Annotated in this window: 12 protein-coding genes; 8 read left to right on the top strand and 4 right to left on the bottom strand. The window is 42.3% G+C overall.

Annotation, left to right across the window (positions count from 1 at the left end):
- Nucleotides 1-6: 6 nt before the first annotated feature.
- Nucleotides 7-3,336 carry an MHYT domain-containing protein gene (locus GQR89_RS09655; RefSeq protein WP_158769852.1) on the bottom strand — a complete coding sequence of 1,110 codons (3,330 nt, stop codon included), beginning with the start codon at nucleotides 3,334-3,336 and terminating at the stop codon, nucleotides 7-9.
- Between the two features lie 247 nt (nucleotides 3,337-3,583).
- Between GQR89_RS09655 and GQR89_RS09650 the strand changes: the two genes are divergently transcribed.
- The 5 genes from GQR89_RS09650 (at nucleotide 3,584) to GQR89_RS09630 (ending at nucleotide 9,209) form a co-directional block, all read left to right on the top strand.
- Nucleotides 3,584-4,051, top strand: coding sequence for a hypothetical protein (locus GQR89_RS09650; protein ID WP_158769851.1), 468 nt, complete (start codon nucleotides 3,584-3,586; stop codon nucleotides 4,049-4,051).
- Nucleotides 4,052-4,234: 183 nt separating this feature from the next.
- Entirely contained in the window at nucleotides 4,235-4,921 is a 687-nt protein-coding gene (locus GQR89_RS09645; RefSeq protein WP_158769850.1) for a response regulator transcription factor, read from the top strand.
- Nucleotides 4,918-6,207 (top strand): HAMP domain-containing sensor histidine kinase, encoded by a 1,290-nt coding sequence (locus tag GQR89_RS09640; RefSeq protein ID WP_199271401.1) that lies wholly within the window; start codon nucleotides 4,918-4,920, stop codon nucleotides 6,205-6,207. Before GQR89_RS09645 ends, GQR89_RS09640 begins: the two co-directional genes overlap by 4 nt.
- A gap of 112 nt (nucleotides 6,208-6,319) precedes the next feature.
- Nucleotides 6,320-8,662 (top strand): EAL domain-containing protein, encoded by a 2,343-nt coding sequence (locus tag GQR89_RS09635; protein WP_158769849.1) that lies wholly within the window; start codon nucleotides 6,320-6,322, stop codon nucleotides 8,660-8,662.
- A 112-nt stretch (nucleotides 8,663-8,774) separates the two neighbouring features.
- Complete coding sequence (locus tag GQR89_RS09630) at nucleotides 8,775-9,209, top strand: MarR family winged helix-turn-helix transcriptional regulator (RefSeq protein WP_158769848.1); 435 nt, start codon at nucleotides 8,775-8,777, stop codon at nucleotides 9,207-9,209.
- Here GQR89_RS09630 and GQR89_RS09625 read toward each other — a convergent pair.
- Nucleotides 9,206-10,201, bottom strand: coding sequence for an aldo/keto reductase (locus tag GQR89_RS09625; protein WP_158769847.1), 996 nt, complete (start codon nucleotides 10,199-10,201; stop codon nucleotides 9,206-9,208). The genes GQR89_RS09630 and GQR89_RS09625 overlap by 4 nt on opposite strands.
- A 190-nt stretch (nucleotides 10,202-10,391) precedes the next feature.
- On the opposite strand from GQR89_RS09625, the gene GQR89_RS09620 reads away from it, so the two are divergent.
- The 3 genes from GQR89_RS09620 (at nucleotide 10,392) to GQR89_RS09610 (ending at nucleotide 16,978) form a co-directional block, all read left to right on the top strand.
- On the top strand, nucleotides 10,392-11,294 hold the full coding sequence (locus GQR89_RS09620; RefSeq protein ID WP_158769846.1) for an AraC family transcriptional regulator: 903 nt from the start codon (nucleotides 10,392-10,394) through the stop codon (nucleotides 11,292-11,294).
- A gap of 99 nt (nucleotides 11,295-11,393) precedes the next feature.
- Nucleotides 11,394-14,666, top strand: coding sequence for a mechanosensitive ion channel domain-containing protein (locus tag GQR89_RS09615; RefSeq protein WP_370461072.1), 3,273 nt, complete (start codon nucleotides 11,394-11,396; stop codon nucleotides 14,664-14,666).
- 191 nt (nucleotides 14,667-14,857) lie between these two features.
- Nucleotides 14,858-16,978 (top strand): TonB-dependent receptor, encoded by a 2,121-nt coding sequence (locus GQR89_RS09610; protein ID WP_158769844.1) that lies wholly within the window; start codon nucleotides 14,858-14,860, stop codon nucleotides 16,976-16,978.
- 114 nt (nucleotides 16,979-17,092) lie between these two features.
- Here the strand turns inward: GQR89_RS09610 and GQR89_RS09605 are convergent, their stop codons facing one another.
- A complete protein-coding gene (locus tag GQR89_RS09605; protein WP_158769843.1) occupies nucleotides 17,093-17,854 on the bottom strand; it encodes a siderophore-interacting protein in 762 nt (253 codons plus the stop codon).
- Nucleotides 17,855-18,075: 221 nt separating this feature from the next.
- A complete protein-coding gene (locus GQR89_RS09600) occupies nucleotides 18,076-18,363 on the bottom strand; it encodes a hypothetical protein (protein ID WP_158769842.1) in 288 nt (95 codons plus the stop codon).
- Between the last annotated feature and the right edge of the window lie 39 nt (nucleotides 18,364-18,402).

Here is an 18,402-nt window from a genome sequence, read left to right as displayed (position 1 = left end):
TACCCGCTACTGAGTAAGTTTCTTATTGAGCAACTGGAGTTCATTCACAGCGTGCTCAAATTCAAAGTCGTCGAAGGCATTTTGAATTTTCTTGCATCTTTCAAGCAATTCACTATTAACACCTGCAACTAACATTTCAAGAGTTTCTTCATCGTATTCATTATTTAACGCAGAGTTTAACAGTTTTTCGGTAAGGTTAATTACCTGCGAGTCTACCAACACAATATTTTGACTTTCTTCTCTCTCGTTGGCGGCCACGTCTTGAGCAGATAGATAAACTTTAATATTCGTTATCGCTGTTAAAATAGCGCCAAACACATTGGAAAGCTCATCGATTGAGGCGCGCATGGCGCAGCGCTCTGCGTCATTTAATAACTGGCTGAGCTGTGTCAGCGCTAAGTTACCGCTTAATCCTTTGAGGGTATGTAATTGTGCTTGTATCGTTGACCATACAGGAGAGTCTAAAGCCGTCCCAAAGTCCAAAATTAATGGTTCATTTTTTTGCACAAATAACGAAATTTCTTTGAGTAATGTGTTCTTGTCGCCCCACAACTGGATACCTTTTCGTTCATTAACGATATGAAAATCACTGTTATCATCTGGTTCGACCGCAATAACTTCGCACGTTAAATCAATTCCCAACGCCTGCGCAATTTCTATATTTAATAGCTCTGTATCAACTGGCTTGTTAGCAAAACCATCCATTCCTGCATCTAGCGCGGCTTGGCGGTCTTCAGGTAACACACTTGCTGTTAACGCAATAATGGGCAAATGTGATAACTGCTGTTTTTGTTCTTCTTTTCGGCGCTCTTTTGACGACGTCAAACCATCCATAATAGGCATTTGTATATCCATTAACACCACATCAATTTTGTCACAGCGCATACGCAGAAGTGCTTGTTTACCGTCACGCGCAGTAGTAATACTATGCCCTTGGCGAGTCATCAGTAATGTTAGCAAATCAATATTTTGTTGAATATCGTCCACTATCAATATGTCTAAAGGCGGTAAGGTGCAGCGTTGATTGAGTGACTGGGGTTTAACCTTAGATTTAGGTGCTTCCAAAGGCAGTGAAAATGTAAAACAGCTACCTTGTTCATAACAACTCGAAGCCGATATTCTTCCTCCCATAAGTTCAACCAATTGCTTACTGATAGTTGTACCTAAGCCAGTTCCTCCAAAACGTCTGCTCATAGTGGCATCAGCTTGGCCAAATGCATCGAATACCAATTCTAATTGTGCTGGCGTCATACCAATACCCGTATCGATTATTGAAAACTCAATACAGCCACTAGGCTTAACACCCACGGTAATTTTTACACCGCCTTTGGCGGTGAATTTAATCGCATTACCAATTAAATTCGTCAAAACCTGACGAATTCTATCTGGTGCACCATTGAATAAATCACCTACTTCAGGGGCGATATTGACATTAAGGTATAAGCCTTTTTTATTTGCCTGCAACCATAATGTAGATACAACAGAGTCAACTTCTTCAATTAAGGAAAAGTCGCGCATTTCCAATTGAAACTTACCTTTATCTAATTTTGCACTATCGAGAATATCATTAAGCAGATGCAACAAGGATTTAGCGGATTTATTAATCGTCGTTAGGTATTTACGATGTTCAGGCTCAACTACATCATCCAGCAATATGTCACTAAAACCGATAACGGCATTCATTGGCGTGCGAATTTCATGACTCATATTGGCTAAAAATGCGGCTCTGGCTGATGCAGCCTGTTCCGCCTTTTCTTTAGCAATCACTAACGATTGCTCCATTTCTTTGCGCTCGGTAATGTCCATGATAAACCCATCGAGCCATTTTTCGTCTGAATAGCTATCTCCTGAATGAGCTCCGTATCCCAATAGCCAGCGGATTTCTCCTGAAGCATTGTAAATTCGGTATTCAAGTTTGAAGACTTGAGTTTCATCAACTATTTGCAGCGCTGTACCGATATCATCCGGATGTACGTGGTCATGAAAGTAGCGTTTTGGTGGGTCGCCAATATAATCGCTTGCTGGGTAACCTGAAATACTTTCTACCGCGTCGCTAATAAAAAGCATAGGGCGTGTTTCATTATCCAGACACCTAAAAGCAATACCAGGAATATTACTGAGCAGTGAGCGAAACTGCGCTTCGCTTTTACGTAGCGCACTTTCCATATCTAGGCGATAACGTAAATCTGAAACAAACGCCACAAAAGAGTTGTGCCCCGACTGTTTCACATGCCCTATTGATACGCGCACCGGAATAGCGTCTCCATCGCGATTTTTAATTGCGGCATCTCTCCCTTTCCCTTGAGTTGTTCTCTGGCTTGTTATGTGACCAGCAACATATTGATCAAATTCTTGTCGATACGGCTCGGTAACCAGCATGTGTACATTCTGTTCAAGAAGCTCATATTCACGCCAACCAAGTAGTCCACAAATAGCATTGTTCGCGCTTTCAATCTTACCTGTACTGTCGAATCCAAGCACACCATCAACTGAGGCATTAATTGTGGCACGCAAACGCGTTTCATTTAACTTTGCACGGTCTGATAGCTCTTTATATTTTAGTACCATATTAATGGCCAGTACCAACACAATAAGGCCGATGGTGATAAGTGCGATGGTAAAACCAAGATATTGTGAGACGTATTCATTTTGGTCTGAAAATTCGAATCCTGGTGGACGTACAAATCGCGCTGCCGCCATTCCAGTGTAGTGCATACCGGAAATAGCTAACCCCATCACGAGCGCAGCTGCACCGTTGCGATAATGTTCACCGAACTTCACTTTGCCTAAAAAAGCCAAGCTGAAGCGGATCCATAAAGCTAAAATAGCGAGTAAAATGGCCACCACTAATGACAACAAGAAAATTGTCATGTCGTATCGTAGTAGTGGCGCCATTTCCATCGCAGCCATACCAACATAATGCATCGTGCCAATGCCTGCGCCCATAAGAATACCACCGACAGCTAACTGCGATACTGACACATGCCTTTTGATAATAATATTCAATGCAACCCAAGACGCCGCAATACTTGGCACGATTGAAATAACGGTTGTTAGTCCGTCATAAGAGATAGGTGTACAAAGAGAAAGCGCCAGCATCCCCAAGAAGTGCATAGACCAAACGCCACCTCCTAAGGCAAGACTGGCCACAAGCGTCAATATATTACGCTTGGATGAATCCTTCAGTTGCGCAGCTTGGGTGGCGACTTGCATAGCCATAAAGGAGGCAAATATTGCCAGAGCAACAGAAATGATAACCATCAGAGGATCGAAATCCCCTACTATGAGTAAATTATCATCGACTGGCGAAAAAAGAGCAGTTACAGCTTCAAACATAATGTGGCAATTGGTAATTTCTGTGAGAATGAACGTATTAAGATATCGACTTTATTACGGATAAGGCCAGTTTTAATTTTAAATTTAGAACTAAATACTATTTCTATCAATCATACTTAGGTAAAAGATGATAAAATTGCCCTTCCAAAAAGTAAAATGTCATTTATAATCCAGTGCTTAGTGAGTGATTTAAGAGAAAAAATGACCACACTATCACCACATTAATATCAAGATTTATCGGAAAAACATGCAGCATTTCGAATACCAACAGAACAAACACAAACTTCAAATTCTTAAACGGCTATATATTCCTTTAGCACTATTTGTGTTGTCAGGCTTTTATATTGCGTGGACCCTCAATCGCTTTTCAACCCAGGAACTATGGCTAATTGCCCGCAATGGCCTCGTAGTATTCGGACCATTGTTACTTCTTTGTGTAGCATTCGTTGCTCTTCATTATTGGTCTAGCCAGTTTCGCCAACGCACTTTCCCAACCTTATCGATTGATGAAAATCACCTGTGCTTAACTGACGGCGATGTGCACGAAACGGCTTACTTTCGCGATATGCACAGCATTCGCCTAGTCAAAGCTGGCTCTACCCGTGAGGCAATTCAAATTATACTTAACAGTGGTCAAAGTATTGTGATCCACAGTAATTTTCCTATTGATTCAATTAAGCCATTGCTTAATCAATATCTCGATTGTCAATTATAAAGCCTTAACCCAGTCTTAACTCTGTCTATATTAAGCTTGCATCAATTGGACACGGCTTAATGTTTGATTATACCTACTGCCAATGTTCTTTTGCGCGTGTCCCACGGGATATAAAACCCCTTATATCTTGCGTGTTACCATCCCTTAAATTAGCGTGCGATCGGGTCAATGGAGTCTTAAAAAATGATAAACGTTCTGTTAGTTGAAGATGATATTGATTTGGCAAGTACGATAGTGGATTACCTTGAATTGGAATCCATTGATTGCGATCACGCCAGCAACGGATTAATGGGCCTTAACCTTATAGAAAGGCAGCCTTATCAAGTCATTATTTTGGATATTAATATGCCCAAAATGGATGGTTTAACCTTGTGCGCGTTGTTAAGAGAACAAGGAATCGACACGCCCGTACTAATGCTTACTGCCAGAGATACACTAAACGACAAATTGCAGGGTTTTAATGCCGGTAGCGACGACTATTTAGTCAAACCGTTCGCCATGCAAGAATTGGTTGCGCGGCTGCACGTATTAGCAAGGCGACGAAGTGGCGAAGTTAAACGCTTTGTATTAGGTGAATTAGAACTCGATCTGAGTCAGCGCTGTGCGTTTATAGCTCATCAGCCCCTGAAACTCTCGCCTACGGCGCTGAAAATATTGGAAGTGTTAATGCGCTCCAGTCCAAAAGCGATCAGCAGACTAGATATTATTGAAGCAGTATGGGGGGAAAATCAACCAGACAGTAATAGTTTAAAAGTACATATACATCATCTGCGAAAACAGCTAGACACATACAACGGGGGCATTAACGTTGAAACAATAGCAGGAGTAGGTTTCGCGATTAAGGTCTCTAGTGAAGGCAACAATAAATGAAGATCCGCCCGAGTTTACGCTTATATTTTTTCATCAGCATCGCGCTTCTGGGTACTGGCATGACGGTGGGGTTTTCAGTTCTCAGTGTTAACTATTATATCGATGGATTAGACCGTGGACTAAATGGCGTTATGCACGAACTGGTCATGACAACAGACGCTCAAGATGGACAACCAGTGGATTTTGCGGACTTTCAAATTGCAAGCAGGTGGCAAGATACACCGGCTATTATTCAGCAACGTTTTCGTTCTCCGCCGACAATAGAAAATGATCTTTTAAAATTTAAAGATCAAGAGTCTTTTTTTTCGTTACCAAGAAATATGTTTTTTGTAGCCATGATACGTAACGCAAAAGGCGAGCCGCGCTATGTTACGAAAGTTATGTTAGCTAAGTCTGACGTTCAACTTAAAAGTAAAAAACATTTTTCCCGTTTCTATTGGATCATTATCATTGGCTTGAGTGTTATGACAATTTTTGCGGGTTTGTTAGTTGTTGTTATGGGTAAAGTCGCCAAGCCAATTGAGTCCTTGGGTAATTGGGCTAAAACACTTAATCATGAAAATGTTCAGCTGCCGCCACCTGATTTTATCTACAACGAGCTCAACACGTTGGCGAGTATTATTAAAAGTAGCCTTGATTCTGCGCACCAGAGTCTGGCTCGAGAGCAAACGTTTCTCAGTTACGCAAGCCACGAGCTAAGAACCCCTATTACTGTTATTCGCAGTAATGTGGAGCTCTTGAAGCGCCTAAGTGAACAGTCTCCTCTAACGTCTAAGCAACAATTGACACTCGAGCGCATTGAACGGGCGGGGTTGACGATGAGTGATCTAACGGAAACCTTACTCTGGTTAGGTCACAAGGACGATGAACCCATTCACCTTGAGCCAGTTAAACTTAGCGAGCAAATTCAGAATCTGTCATCAGAATTGGCCTATTTACTTAATGGTAAAAACGTCGAGGTGGACTTAGAATACCAAGCCTACCAATTTGATACAGCTGCAACTGCGTGTCACATCGTTCTGAGTAACTTGATCCGTAATGCTTATCAACATACACAACATGGCCGTGTGCAGATATTACAAAAAGGCAGCTGCGTGACCATTACCAATAGCTCGCACATTGACGATGTGAAATTAACCGAGCTGCAAAAAGACAATAGTAAAAGTCAACTTGGTTATGGTTTAGGCTTACAACTCAGTGAAAAAATCATTCAGCGTCATAACTGGCAATATAAAATCAAAGATCTACCGGGATTTTACCAAGTCAAAGTAGATTTTAATCCATAAGATTAAGGAGTTTCTGCCGATATAGCTCATACTAAAGCCATATTTACACAACCTTGTTGTTTGCATACCGTTCACGTTAGCGCAATCGGGAGTAAAATTTTAGGAGTGAAATTTGAAATCGGCACCGATCCCATTAAACGACAAACAACGCCTAGAAGCATTGCATCTTCTTGATATATTAGATACCAAAGCTGAGGCGCGTTTTGATCGGATCACCCGAGTAGCCGCCCATACGTTTGATTGTGAATTTTCATCCATTACATTTATCGATAAAAATCGCCAGTGGTTTAAATCTATATTGAATTTAAGCCTCAGTGAAACGCCAAGAGATATCGCTTTTTGCGCCCATACCATAATCAATGACGACTTACTTATCGTTAACGACACCCACCTAGATGCTGATTTTAAAGATAATCCATTTGTCACAGATCCCCCCTTTGTGCGTTTCTATGCTGGGGTAAAAATTATGATCGATGGTTATGCTGTTGGCTCACTATGTATATTTGATAGCCGACCTCATACTTTAAATGACGATGACAAGGCCATATTGCGTGATCTTGCGACTATGGTAGAAAGCGAATTACAAAAAGAAGAATTGAGCAATATTAGTCGCACGTTGCAAATTTACCAAGATCAGCTAACTGAATCGCAAAAACTTACCCGCGTCCGCAACGTAATTTTAGAAAAGATAGTCAGTTCAAAATCCCTGCAATCTGTCTTACAGGATATTGTTGAAGCGATCGAACTTGAATACGCGGGGCAATATTGCAGCATATTACTGCTCGATGACACACATTTGCTTCTTGGGGCTGCCCCATCGTTACCTGATTTTTACAACAACGCAATAGATGGAGTGGAGATTGGAATTGGCCAAGGTTCATGTGGTACAACGGCATTTACGGGGGTGCGTACCATTGTCGAAGACATCAGCACACATCCCTACTGGACCGTTTGGAGTGAACTTGCTGATCAAGCCAAATTAGGGTCTTGTTGGTCTGAGCCCATTAAATCGTCTAACGGATCAGTATTGGGTACATTTGCCATTTACCATAATACCCCGGCGACACCCTCCGATGAAGAGCTGATACGGATAAAACAGTTTGCCCATATCACTAGCATTGCTATCGAACGACAACAAACAAGCGATCTCATATGGCGACAAGCAAATTTTGATGATCTCACTAAGCTTCCTAACCGCAATGTTATGGGAGAGCACTTAAAGCAAGCCTTACATACCGCAGCACGCAATAACACAAAAGTAGCCGTTATATTTTTAGATTTAGATAACTTTAAAGATATCAACGATACACTCGGTCATAGCGTCGGAGATGATTTACTTATCGATTGTGCCAAACGTATATCCCAATGTATTCGGCAAAAAGACATAGTGGCTCGTCTTGGGGGAGACGAATTTGTTATGATCATCAATGATTTTTCAGACTTTACTGGAGTAGAAAAAACAGCTCAGAAAATTCTCAAAACAGTAGCCCAACCCTACTACTTACAAAATGAAATTGTTCATACCAGTGCCAGTATCGGTATTACCATCTACCCTGACGATGCCAGAGATGTCGTCAGCCTGTTGAAAAATGCCGATCAAGCCATGTATGGCGCAAAAGACTTAGGTAAAAATAACTTTCATTTTTACACCAAAAGCATGCGTGATGAGGCATTAAAGCGCTTAACGTTAGTGGCTGATATTAAGCTTGCTCTTGAAAATGAGGAGTTTTTTATTGTTTATCAGCCTATTGTCGATTTACATAATGGGCAAATAACTAAAGCCGAAGCGCTAATACGTTGGCAGCATCCAACAAAAGGGCTAATTGGTCCCTTAGACTTTATTCCAATAGCTGAGGAAACAGGCTTAATTATAGATATCAGCAATTGGGTATTTGAGCAGGTCTGTAAAGATGTAAACCCATGGCGCAGTGGCTTGTGCCCTACCTTGCAAATAAGTATAAACACCTCACCCGTTCACTACACCGATGCCGATCGCTGTATTACTCAGTGGCTAGACGTATTATTGGAAACGCGAACACCACCAGAAGCTATCTTGTTAGAAATTACCGAAAACCTTTTGATGGACGCTAAAAGCAGCGTTTCTAATAAATTATTTCAATTTCGTCAGGCCGGAATCGAAATTGCTCTGGATGATTTCGGGACGGGATATTCTTCAATTTCATACCTAAAAAAATATCCCACTGATTTTTTAAAAATCGACAAGTCCTTTGTCCATTCAATGAGTGAAGACAGTCACGATAAAGTATTGTGTGAAGCGATTATCGTTATGGCGCAAAAGCTGGGAATTAAAGTGGTAGCTGAAGGCATAGAAACACAAGAGCAGCGCCATATATTACAACAAATGGGCTGTGAATTTGGACAAGGTTATTTTTTTGCAAAACCGCTGAAACATCATGATTTTGGTATTCTTTTGGCAAAACAGAATACACCATAGTTACCAAATTCACCTTTGCTATGCAGCAAAGACTTAAAAGATAAATAAGATATTAGCTAGGGTAATTATTTTGTTGATATAATCATCTAAAGTATTTATTGGAGCCCCTAATATGCAGTCTCAGTTTATCGAGCAGGTTATCATTATTTCCGAGCGCTATCGGGTTGCAATCCGCAGTGCCATTAACGCCAGTGAACTTGGTATAGGTGCTATACATATCCGCAGCCTGGCAGTTATCGCTAAATCACCCGCCTGTACCGCCAATTTTATCGTTAGCGAGCTTGCCCGTGATAAAGCCCAAGTCGCACGTATCGTCAAAGAATTGGTCAGCGCTAATTTAATCCAAAAATGCGCTCATGCAGATGATAAGCGCAGTCAAATACTAAGCCTAACCAAAAATGGTCAAAGCTTAATGAACAAAATGCACACAACTAAGGCAAAAATAAACGAGCAAATAACGCAAGGTCTAACGCCTGCTCAAATATGCCAATTTGAAGAAACCGCAAGACTTATTGCAGATAACCTGCAGCCAAAAGTGAATGACTAACGGCCCAATACCGCCATGGATTCCGCTGGGTATCGCAGTCCTTGTACTTCATGCTTTGCTATTCGCTTTACAATATCTGCCCACTGTTTAGTTGATATCATCAGGTCCATGGCTTTTGCATTTTCTATTATTCTAGCAGGGTTACGCGTACCCGGAATTGATACATAATTATCTGCCTGATGTGCAATCCATGCCAAGGCGAGTTGGGCGGGTGTGCAATCTAATGAAGCGGAAATACGCTTTATTTCTTCTACCAGCAACAAGTTATCTGCAAAATTTTGTTCTGAAAATCGCGGATTATTCAACCGCCAATCGCCTACTTCGAGGTCGCTTCGCGACTTGATTGTGCCGGTTAAAAAGCCTCGACCCAATGGACTGTAAGCAACCAAACCCACACCGAGTAAATTGCAAGTTGGTAGAATGTCGTTTTCGATATCGCGACTCCACAAAGAATACTCACTTTGCAATGCAGAGATTGGATGCACCGCACAAGCTCGTTTGAGCGTTTCACTACCTGCTTCAGATAAACCTAAATAACGTACCTTACCGGCTTGCACTAAGTCGGCCATGGCTCCCACAGTGTCTTCGATTGGCACATTTGGATCCATCCGATGCTGGTAATACAAATCGATGCATTCTATTCCCAGTCGTTGCAAACTGGCATCACAAGCTTGTTTTACATATTCAGGACGCCCATTAAAACCAAGGAAGTTACCTTTGTCATCGCGCATAATGCCGAATTTAGTAGCTAAGGTAACAGCGCTTCGTGCGATATCATTTTGCTTGAAGAAATCGCCTAGTAATAATTCATTAGTTTTTGGCCCATAAATATCCGACGTATCCCAAAATGTGACACCGCTATCAATGGCTTGATGCAAAGTAGAAAATGAGTCTTGTTGGTTATGTGCGCCATAAAATTCAGACATTCCCATACAACCTAAACCCACACTAGAAACGGTTAACCCATGATTACCTAATTGACGTTTTTGCATACTATTACCTCGTTCAATGGTGTAAAAAAAGACAAGTTAAGATACTAGCGCTGAATAAGCGTAGTTAAGTTGGGTAATACCGTGAAAAGTTTGCCTAATCCTACAATCATCCACCCAGCACCTTTCGTCTTATCCGCTACATGGCATACTAACGCTATCAAAAAATAAAATATAACCTAAGGTGGCAGGTATGAGTGGGTTAATTGAAAAAGTGTTAGAGCTGGCACCCCATGAGGGTGACTTTAGTACAAGCATTCCTCACCTTAGTTTATTTCGCCGAAACAGCTCGATGCCGTCGCCAATACCGGTGATATACCAACCGAGTATCTATATGGTGCTGCTAGGTGCTAAAGCGACATTTTTAGGAAAAGAGCGTTATCAGTATGACGCCATGCACTATTTGGTCAGTTGTGTACCTTTGCCATTAGAGGGACAGGTGTTAGAAGCCAGCACAGATACGCCATATTTAGCCGCCCGCATCAGTTTAGATGCCCAACTGGTCAATGAACTACTGGTGCAGATGCCCCCTGAACCTCGGCGGACATCGACTTCCTTAGAAATGTTAAATAACAGCAGCACGGCAAGAGGAATTTACGTCAGTGAAATTAATGACGAGATACAAAGCACCCTATCAAGATTACTCAGCTGTGCACATTCAAAAACCAAAGCCAATATACTGGGGCAACTGGCCCTAAAAGAATTGATATATCACGTGTTAGATGCTGAGCACGGTGCCCTACTAAGAAGCTTTGCCAGCCAAGACAGGCAACAATACCAAATCGCCAATGTCTTGCAGTATATCAACCGACACTATGCTTCAAATATGGGTATAACGGCATTGGCCAACAAGGCCAATATGAGTGAGTCTTCGTTTTACCAACATTTTAAAGCCGCAACCAATACCTCACCTATCCAATATATTAAAACCATCCGTTTGCATGCGGCAAAACGAAAAATGCTCTTTGAACATCATAACGCGACCACTGCTGCATACGAAGTCGGTTACACCAGCGCATCTCAATTTAGCCGCGAATATCGTCGCTTATTTTCAGTGCCTCCGGCACAAGACGCGCGCACAGCAACTAAGGTATGATGTGCTGTCTCAACCCGTAGGATTAGTATGCCAAGTAACCCACCATCCAGAAAATCGTTGTTTAGCGTCCTCGGTAAATATCTGCTAGTCATAGGCTTAATGGTTAACTTTTACGTGTTTGCGGATGAGCATTTACTGCCTGAGGTTGAAGAGATACAGCAGCGATTGAAAACCTTGTCAGATGCCGTTGATATTTCCGATACAGAAAAAGCTCAAATTGAAAAATCTTACCAGCAAGCCATCGATAATATACGTGCCACCGAACAGTTTGAAGATCAAACGAATACGTACAATAAAGCAATAGAAGATGCTGCAAAGAATCTCGCAGATTTGGAAAATCGCTTAGGGTCTTTTTCACCACCAACAGTGCCCAGTCCCTCTATAAGTCTAAAAAAACTACTCATTGAAGTCACCAATACAGAAGGCGACGTAACCAGTGGTCGTGCTCGATTGTCAGAGTTAAAGGCCACCCTCGATGACGAACGTCGATTACTGTTACGTCAAATTATTAGCGAAACCCAAACTGCCATAGACGCGACCAATAACAACCTCAGCACCGATGAAGATAGCAATCCAGCAAAACTGGCTGAAAATATCGCACAGACGGCTCAGCGCAGAATGCTGCAGGCAAAAATTGGTGCCCTTAAACAGCGACTGGCCTATCGCCCCTCCCATTTGGCTATAATCGAAGCCCAAGTCGCATTGGAAGAAAAAAAACTAGACGCCACAGTGCAAATGCTTAACGAAATGACAGCATTGCAAAATCAATTAGATGAAAAAGTAAACGCATCTTTGCTCGCCCGGCTTGAAGCGACCACAGCGTCCCTCGCAAACGCACCTCAGGTTTTACAAGCAATAGCCCAGCATAATGAGGAGTTAGCCAAAAGCTCGGCCGTGTTAGCTGAGCAGCACGACAAAACCAGTCAAGAATTAAGTGACATCCAAATTCAAATATCCGATTTAAACAACAAATTCTCCTCCCTTAATCGTTTATTGGAACTGGAAATTTACGAATCATCCGCTGTATTCGGAAACGCACTCAGAGATGAGTGGGAACAAGCATCGCGTTTTGTAGATGGTCGGGACTTGATCGGTCTAACTGAAACGTCTTTAGTCGATAATCGTGTTGCTATGTTTAGTATCAATCAGCGCCGAGCCCCGTTTGATATCCCAGATATAGACGCAATAATGCAGCAAATTGATAACGACAATCAACGCTGGCACGATGCGGCAAACAATTTGGTAAGTCAGCGCCGTGAGCTGATTTCACAACTTAGCGCAGCCTATACGCAACACGTGGATGTGTTATCGGTTTTACTCGATAAACTACGTCACTTAACTCAACGTACGCAAACCTACAGCGATTTGCTAGAAAGCAATTTATTTTGGATACCCAGCGCCACCCCGTTTGATTTATCCACTGTCACCGCTGCAGGTGATTCAGCAGCATGGTTACTGCGCATGGCGCATTGGCAGAATGTATTAGAAGCCATAAAAGCTAATATTGAACACAGCACACTAGCGCTTGTAGCCTTATTCGTTTTGCTCATATTAGCACTGCTGCTGCGCAAACGTCTGAAGCAACGCTTAAGTGATATCGCCCCTAATGTCGGCAGAGTACAAAGTGATGAATTTAAACTTACTTTAGAAGCGTTAGCCATCACCTTTGGATTGTCCTTACCACCTACATTAGTTTTATTTGGTTTAGCACTTTTATGTGATGCAAACATGGGGTTTGCCAACAGCCTAAGTAACGCCTTTTTTGTTGGCGGATTGATGATGATATTTCTAGAATTCATGCTACAACTAGTCCGCAAAGATGGTTTAGGAGAAGTACATTTTAAATGGAGCGAATCAAACCTGGCGTTACTAAGGAAGAACAATCGTCTACTCATAGCGGTGTTCATTCCTGTAGGTATCATCATGACATTGCTAAACAACCAGGCCAGTGTAGAGATTCGGGAAGACCTAGGCCAATTTGCGCTGATAATACTTTGTACTTCCCTCGCCATAGCAGGCACAAGAGTTACGCGTAACGCCTACTATCGCTATAGGGCATCAGTGCATACGTCAAAGCGCTTTTCATATTTTCTATATTCATTATTAATTTTAATACCGGCTGGTCTTATAGTGTTATCCGCTATTGGTTATCAATACAGTGCACAGCGCGTACTGGTATTGCTATTAGAAACTACCGTATTATGCACTGTCGCGCTATTAGTTTACTACACAGCTGAACGTGCTATATCAGTCAATGCTAGGCGCATCGCCCTTGAAAAAATCCGTGCTAAACGCGCCGCCATCATAGCTGCCAATGCCCAACAAGAAGCCGCTGAACAATCCGGTGAAGGTGTACCTGAAATTATTGATAGTCAGGAACTCGACCGACATACCATCACTAATCAAACCAAAGCGGTTATACGACTGGTCATTTGGCTGGTTTTAATCGGTGCCTTATCAGTGGTATGGCAAGACATTTCTCCCATAGCATATTCGCTTGATGACATCGTCATGTGGGAAATAAGTAGTGATGAACCCAACGTTGAGGCGCAGCAGATCACCCTATGGAACTGTTTAATAAGTCTGATTATCTTGGTTGTAAGTTTCATTGGTGTACGCAACTTACCTGGGCTACTCGAAATGACCGTTCTGGGTCGCCTTAGCTTATCACCCGGCACTAGTTATGCCATCACTACCATGCTTAAGTACAGTATTGTGATCATAGGCATAATCGTTTCTGTCAATATCCTCGGCGCACAATGGTCAAAACTGCAATGGCTTATCGCCGCATTGGGAGTTGGGTTAGGGTTTGGATTACAAGAAATTGTCGCTAACTTTGTATCAGGGATAGTGATTTTATTTGAGCGCCCTATCCGGCTTGGCGATACTATCACTATCGCCGGTCACAGTGGCACTGTAACCCGCATTCGTATCCGCGCAACTACAGTGAGCGATTGGGATCGAAAAGAACTTATTATCCCCAACAAAACCTTTATTACCCAAGACTTCGTCAATTGGACACTCTCCGATCCCGTTACGCGAATTGTTATCCCTGTGGGCGTCGCTTATGGTAGCGATACTGAAAAAGTTGTTTCATTATTAATCGATGTCGCCAATAAAAGTGATAACGTATTTGATGATCCTGCTCCAGCGGCGCTATTTTTAGCATTCGGCGCCAGCAGCTTAGATTTTGAGCTACGAGTATTTGCCCGGGCCGTCGTCGATCGCGCCATGGTAACCCATGAATTACATATGAGAATTGAAAAATCCTTTAGAGAGGCAGGTGTTGAAATCGCCTTTCCTCAGCAAGATGTTCATCTCAGTATGACGTCACCAATAGACGTCAACGTATCCCCTGAAAAAGGCATATAGCTGTTATTTTGCAGTTGCATGGCAAAGTCGCAAGTCATTGCAAAATATAAAATTAAGCCTTAATAGCGCATTATCGCTACATCACAAATTACACCTAATATTTTTTCCTAAGCTACTGGTAAGTTTAAGGTTTTATTGATATCAGGTAGAATGACTGCCTGTGCTATATTTTCCTAAAGGTATTCATGTAAATGCGTCTTGCTATATTCCCAATCGCCATACTAACCATCGCAATACAAAGTACGTTTGTATTGGCCGAACAGTCACCTATTGAAGTTATCGTCGTTAGTGGCTCTCATCAAAAAACCAACCTTATGGCGCTTGATAGCAATATTAACCGCATAGACGAAGACGATATCGAACGCGTCAATGCAGCGCTTGCCAGTGACATACTTAATCGTGCCAGTGGCGTGTATGTACAAGCCAATAACGGTGTTGAAAACCTGCCCTCTCTGCGCTCACCAATCTTAACCGGTCCAGGTGCCGCTGGCGCCTTCTTATTTATGCAAGATAGTGTAGCGACAAGAGCAGCAGGCTTTGCTAATAATAATGCCTTAGCCGAGCTTAACTTTGCTCAAGCGGATGCTATTGAAATTATTGAAGGCCCGAGCAGCGCAGTTTACGGCTCAAATGCCGTGCATGGTGTGGTCAATGTGCTCAGCTTGACGCCACGAGATGGCGCCGATATTGGCATTACCTTTGGTCCTAATGACCGTGTGCAATTCGATGGTGCGGTTGGACAAGTTGACAATCAAAGTTCTGCTCAACAAAAAATAGGCCTAAACTTGCAAATCATTGATGATGGGGGCTATCAGGATGACAGTAGCTATACATCAAGCAAATTGGGATTGCGTCATGATTACCAGCGCAACAAATTTACCGTTAGTAGCACCTTGTCGGGCTTTGATCTTGCGCAAAATACCGCGGGCTTTATTGCTTCAGGAGACAATGGTGAAGGTTGTTTTAATTCAAATTATGCCCCCGACGCTTTATATAAAGACCGCTCGGCCATGGAAAAGAACTGTGATACCGACGCCTACAGGCAATGGTCGTCTATTCGCGGTGCTAGTCACGTCAGCTATCAACTAAGTGCAGACGAACAAATCAACATTACCCCATATTTTCGTAGCAACAGCATGGAGTTTCGCCAGCATTACCTGCCTTCCCGAGCTATTGAAGAAAATAGTCACCACAGCCTAGGTGTTAACACTGATTATCAATGGCAAGTCAATGACGCTCTCTCATTGGTCGTCGGTGCCGATATTGACTGGACTCAAGGAGAATTAACCGAAACCCAACAACAAGCTGATATGTTTAGTTTTGGTAAGGCTCGTCAGCAAGGCGTACACTTTGATTATGACGTTGACGCCACAACTATCTCGCCATTTATTCAGCTAAATTGGCAATATAACCAAGCGCTTAGCTTTAGCAGCAACTTACGTTTCGATAGCACTGAATACCGCTACGACAATTTAATCGCTGATGGTACAACGAAAGCTGACGGTTCATCGTGTATCAACAGTAATGCACAAGCTGTTGATTGCTTATATCAACGTCCTAGCGATCGCCACGATAGATTCAACAATACCAGTGCTAAAGTAGGCACGAATTATCGTTTAAACGATAACTTATCGATTTTTGCCAATTGGGCTAATGGCTTTAGAGCACCGCAAACTACCGACTTATATCGTCTGCAGAATCAACAAAGTATCGGCACCATAGATTCGGAAGAAATCACTAGTATCGAAGCTGGGATCAGAGGTGCCTATACAAACCTGCAACTGCAAGTAACCGTTTATAATATGCAAAAAGATAATTTCTTCTTTAGAGATGACGACGGATTAAATGTAACCGATGGCGAAACAACCCACAAAGGCATCGAACTCAATGCCATTTATCAGCTTCTCGCTAACCTGAGTTTATCAGCTAATTACGCCTATGCTGAGCATAAATATGATTTCAATCGAGCCAGTAGCGGCGTAGTGAAAGGCAACGATATCGACACCGCGCCTCGACAGCAAGGCAATGCTAGACTTAACTGGCAACCCACTAGTGACATCGATCTCGAATTAGAGTGGCAGCACATTAGCAGTTATTATCTTGATCCGGCGAATGCCCATGAATATGCGGGGCATGACTTATTAAATGTGCGCGGACAATGGCAAGTAAATGAGCGGTTAAGCCTGAATGTTAAATTGGAAAACATCGCTGACGAGAAATACGCCAGCCGCGCTGACTACGCGTTTGGCTCTTATCGCTATTTTGGTGGGCAGCCTAGAGCGGTTTATGTTGGTGCACTATATGCCTTTTAATATCAGGTAAATAAGGGCCTTTCTAGGCACTAGAAATATAAGTAAAATCATAAAAACCACCTTTCGCAGGTGGTTTTTGATATCACGTTCTGAAAGTTGAAACGTCAACAAGGTTTACAAAGGATTCTGCTGTTTCTGGCGGTTGAACTTGTCAGCATCGACACCCTTTTTCCAGTATCCCGAAGAGAAAAGCTTAAGCCGATCAAATTCAAGATCGTGCAACAACAGGCTTTTAATTTCTCGTACGCTTCGCGCTTCTAACCCGAAAAAAATATGGCTTGTTTTGGGCATATCTTGCGCAATTTCTTTTACTATATCTACTAACGATTGTGTCGTTTCATCTTCAATATGCCAGGTGATTTGCAAATGCTTACCCGCGTCCATATGAATTATGTCAGCCCGTGTAGGCACTGTTATAATTGAATTTACCGTCGCTTCAGGGCGCATAAACTTTGCAAAACCATTCACAGCGTTAACTGAGGTAATGTCGCCAATCATTAAATAATTGTCTTGGCTAAAATCCGTTAACTTTTTCGGACCCGGGCCTGCTATACCAGCATAGTCCCCGATCTTGGCACTCTTTGCCCAATTTGTGGCCGGGCCTTCATGAAGATTAATGACGAAGTCGATAGTCAATTCGCGGCTTTCGCTATCGAAGCTTCGTATAGTATACGAGCGTTTAATAGCCGGTGTTGGCCCATCAAATGCCAACTGAGGTAAGTGTTCCCCTCCATGTGGCAACAGCACTTTGACGTGCGCCCCATCTTGAGCGACTGGGAAATTTGCGAGCTCATCTGAGGAAAAAACAATGCGCCGCAAATGAGGTGACAAAGATTCAATACGAATAATTTTAACTAATCGCGCTTTAGGTTTCATAACTACTCCAAATTAACTAGTTGATATAGTCAACTATATCAATTTAATTCACAGCGTCAACATTTAATACGAATAATTCTTATTTAATATGTATTATCGGATTAATTTTAAAAGTTACCGTTAATTAATAAGCAAAAGAAAACGCCTAATCACAGCGATTGAGGCGTTTCGTACGGCATATCTTTACCCCAGTAAAACTAAGACTTACTGGATTTTTGAAGTTATAGCTGTGAGGGAGGAACCATTTTACCACCTGTTCCGATAAGACTAGGGGGAACCATTTTACCGCCAGTTCCGATAAGACTAGGGGGAACCATTTTACCGCCAGTACCGATAATACTAGGGGGAACCATTTTACCGCCCGTACCAATAATACTAGGAGGAACCATTTTGCCACCGGTACCAATAAAGCTAGGAGGAACCATTTTGCCACCTGTTCCTATTGCGAAAGCAGAGCTAGAAGCGAGAAGAAATAATACAGAAGTGGCAGCAAGAGTGAATTTTTTCATGATATATATCCTAATAACAAATTTATGATGGACGAATTT

Source organism: Paraglaciecola sp. L1A13, from assembly GCF_009796745.1.
Classification (GTDB): domain Bacteria; phylum Pseudomonadota; class Gammaproteobacteria; order Enterobacterales; family Alteromonadaceae; genus Paraglaciecola.
This window is presented reverse-complemented; position numbering and strand designations above follow the sequence as displayed.

What these genes read in the sequence shown, in the direction of transcription:
- GQR89_RS09600 (WP_158769842.1), bottom strand. Translation starts at nt 18,363, where the DNA reads ATGAAAAAATTCACTCTTGCTGCCACTTCTGTATTATTTCTTCTCGCT.
- GQR89_RS09640 (WP_199271401.1), top strand. Translation starts at nt 4,918, where the DNA reads ATGAAGATCCGCCCGAGTTTACGCTTATATTTTTTCATCAGCATCGCG.
- GQR89_RS09645 (WP_158769850.1), top strand. Translation starts at nt 4,235, where the DNA reads ATGATAAACGTTCTGTTAGTTGAAGATGATATTGATTTGGCAAGTACG.
- GQR89_RS09650 (WP_158769851.1), top strand. Translation starts at nt 3,584, where the DNA reads ATGCAGCATTTCGAATACCAACAGAACAAACACAAACTTCAAATTCTT.
- GQR89_RS09605 (WP_158769843.1), bottom strand. Translation starts at nt 17,854, where the DNA reads ATGAAACCTAAAGCGCGATTAGTTAAAATTATTCGTATTGAATCTTTG.
- GQR89_RS09625 (WP_158769847.1), bottom strand. Translation starts at nt 10,201, where the DNA reads ATGCAAAAACGTCAATTAGGTAATCATGGGTTAACCGTTTCTAGTGTG.
- GQR89_RS09655 (WP_158769852.1), bottom strand. Translation starts at nt 3,336, where the DNA reads ATGTTTGAAGCTGTAACTGCTCTTTTTTCGCCAGTCGATGATAATTTA.
- GQR89_RS09610 (WP_158769844.1), top strand. Translation starts at nt 14,858, where the DNA reads ATGCGTCTTGCTATATTCCCAATCGCCATACTAACCATCGCAATACAA.
- GQR89_RS09615 (WP_370461072.1), top strand. Translation starts at nt 11,394, where the DNA reads ATGGTTAACTTTTACGTGTTTGCGGATGAGCATTTACTGCCTGAGGTT.
- GQR89_RS09620 (WP_158769846.1), top strand. Translation starts at nt 10,392, where the DNA reads ATGAGTGGGTTAATTGAAAAAGTGTTAGAGCTGGCACCCCATGAGGGT.
- GQR89_RS09630 (WP_158769848.1), top strand. Translation starts at nt 8,775, where the DNA reads ATGCAGTCTCAGTTTATCGAGCAGGTTATCATTATTTCCGAGCGCTAT.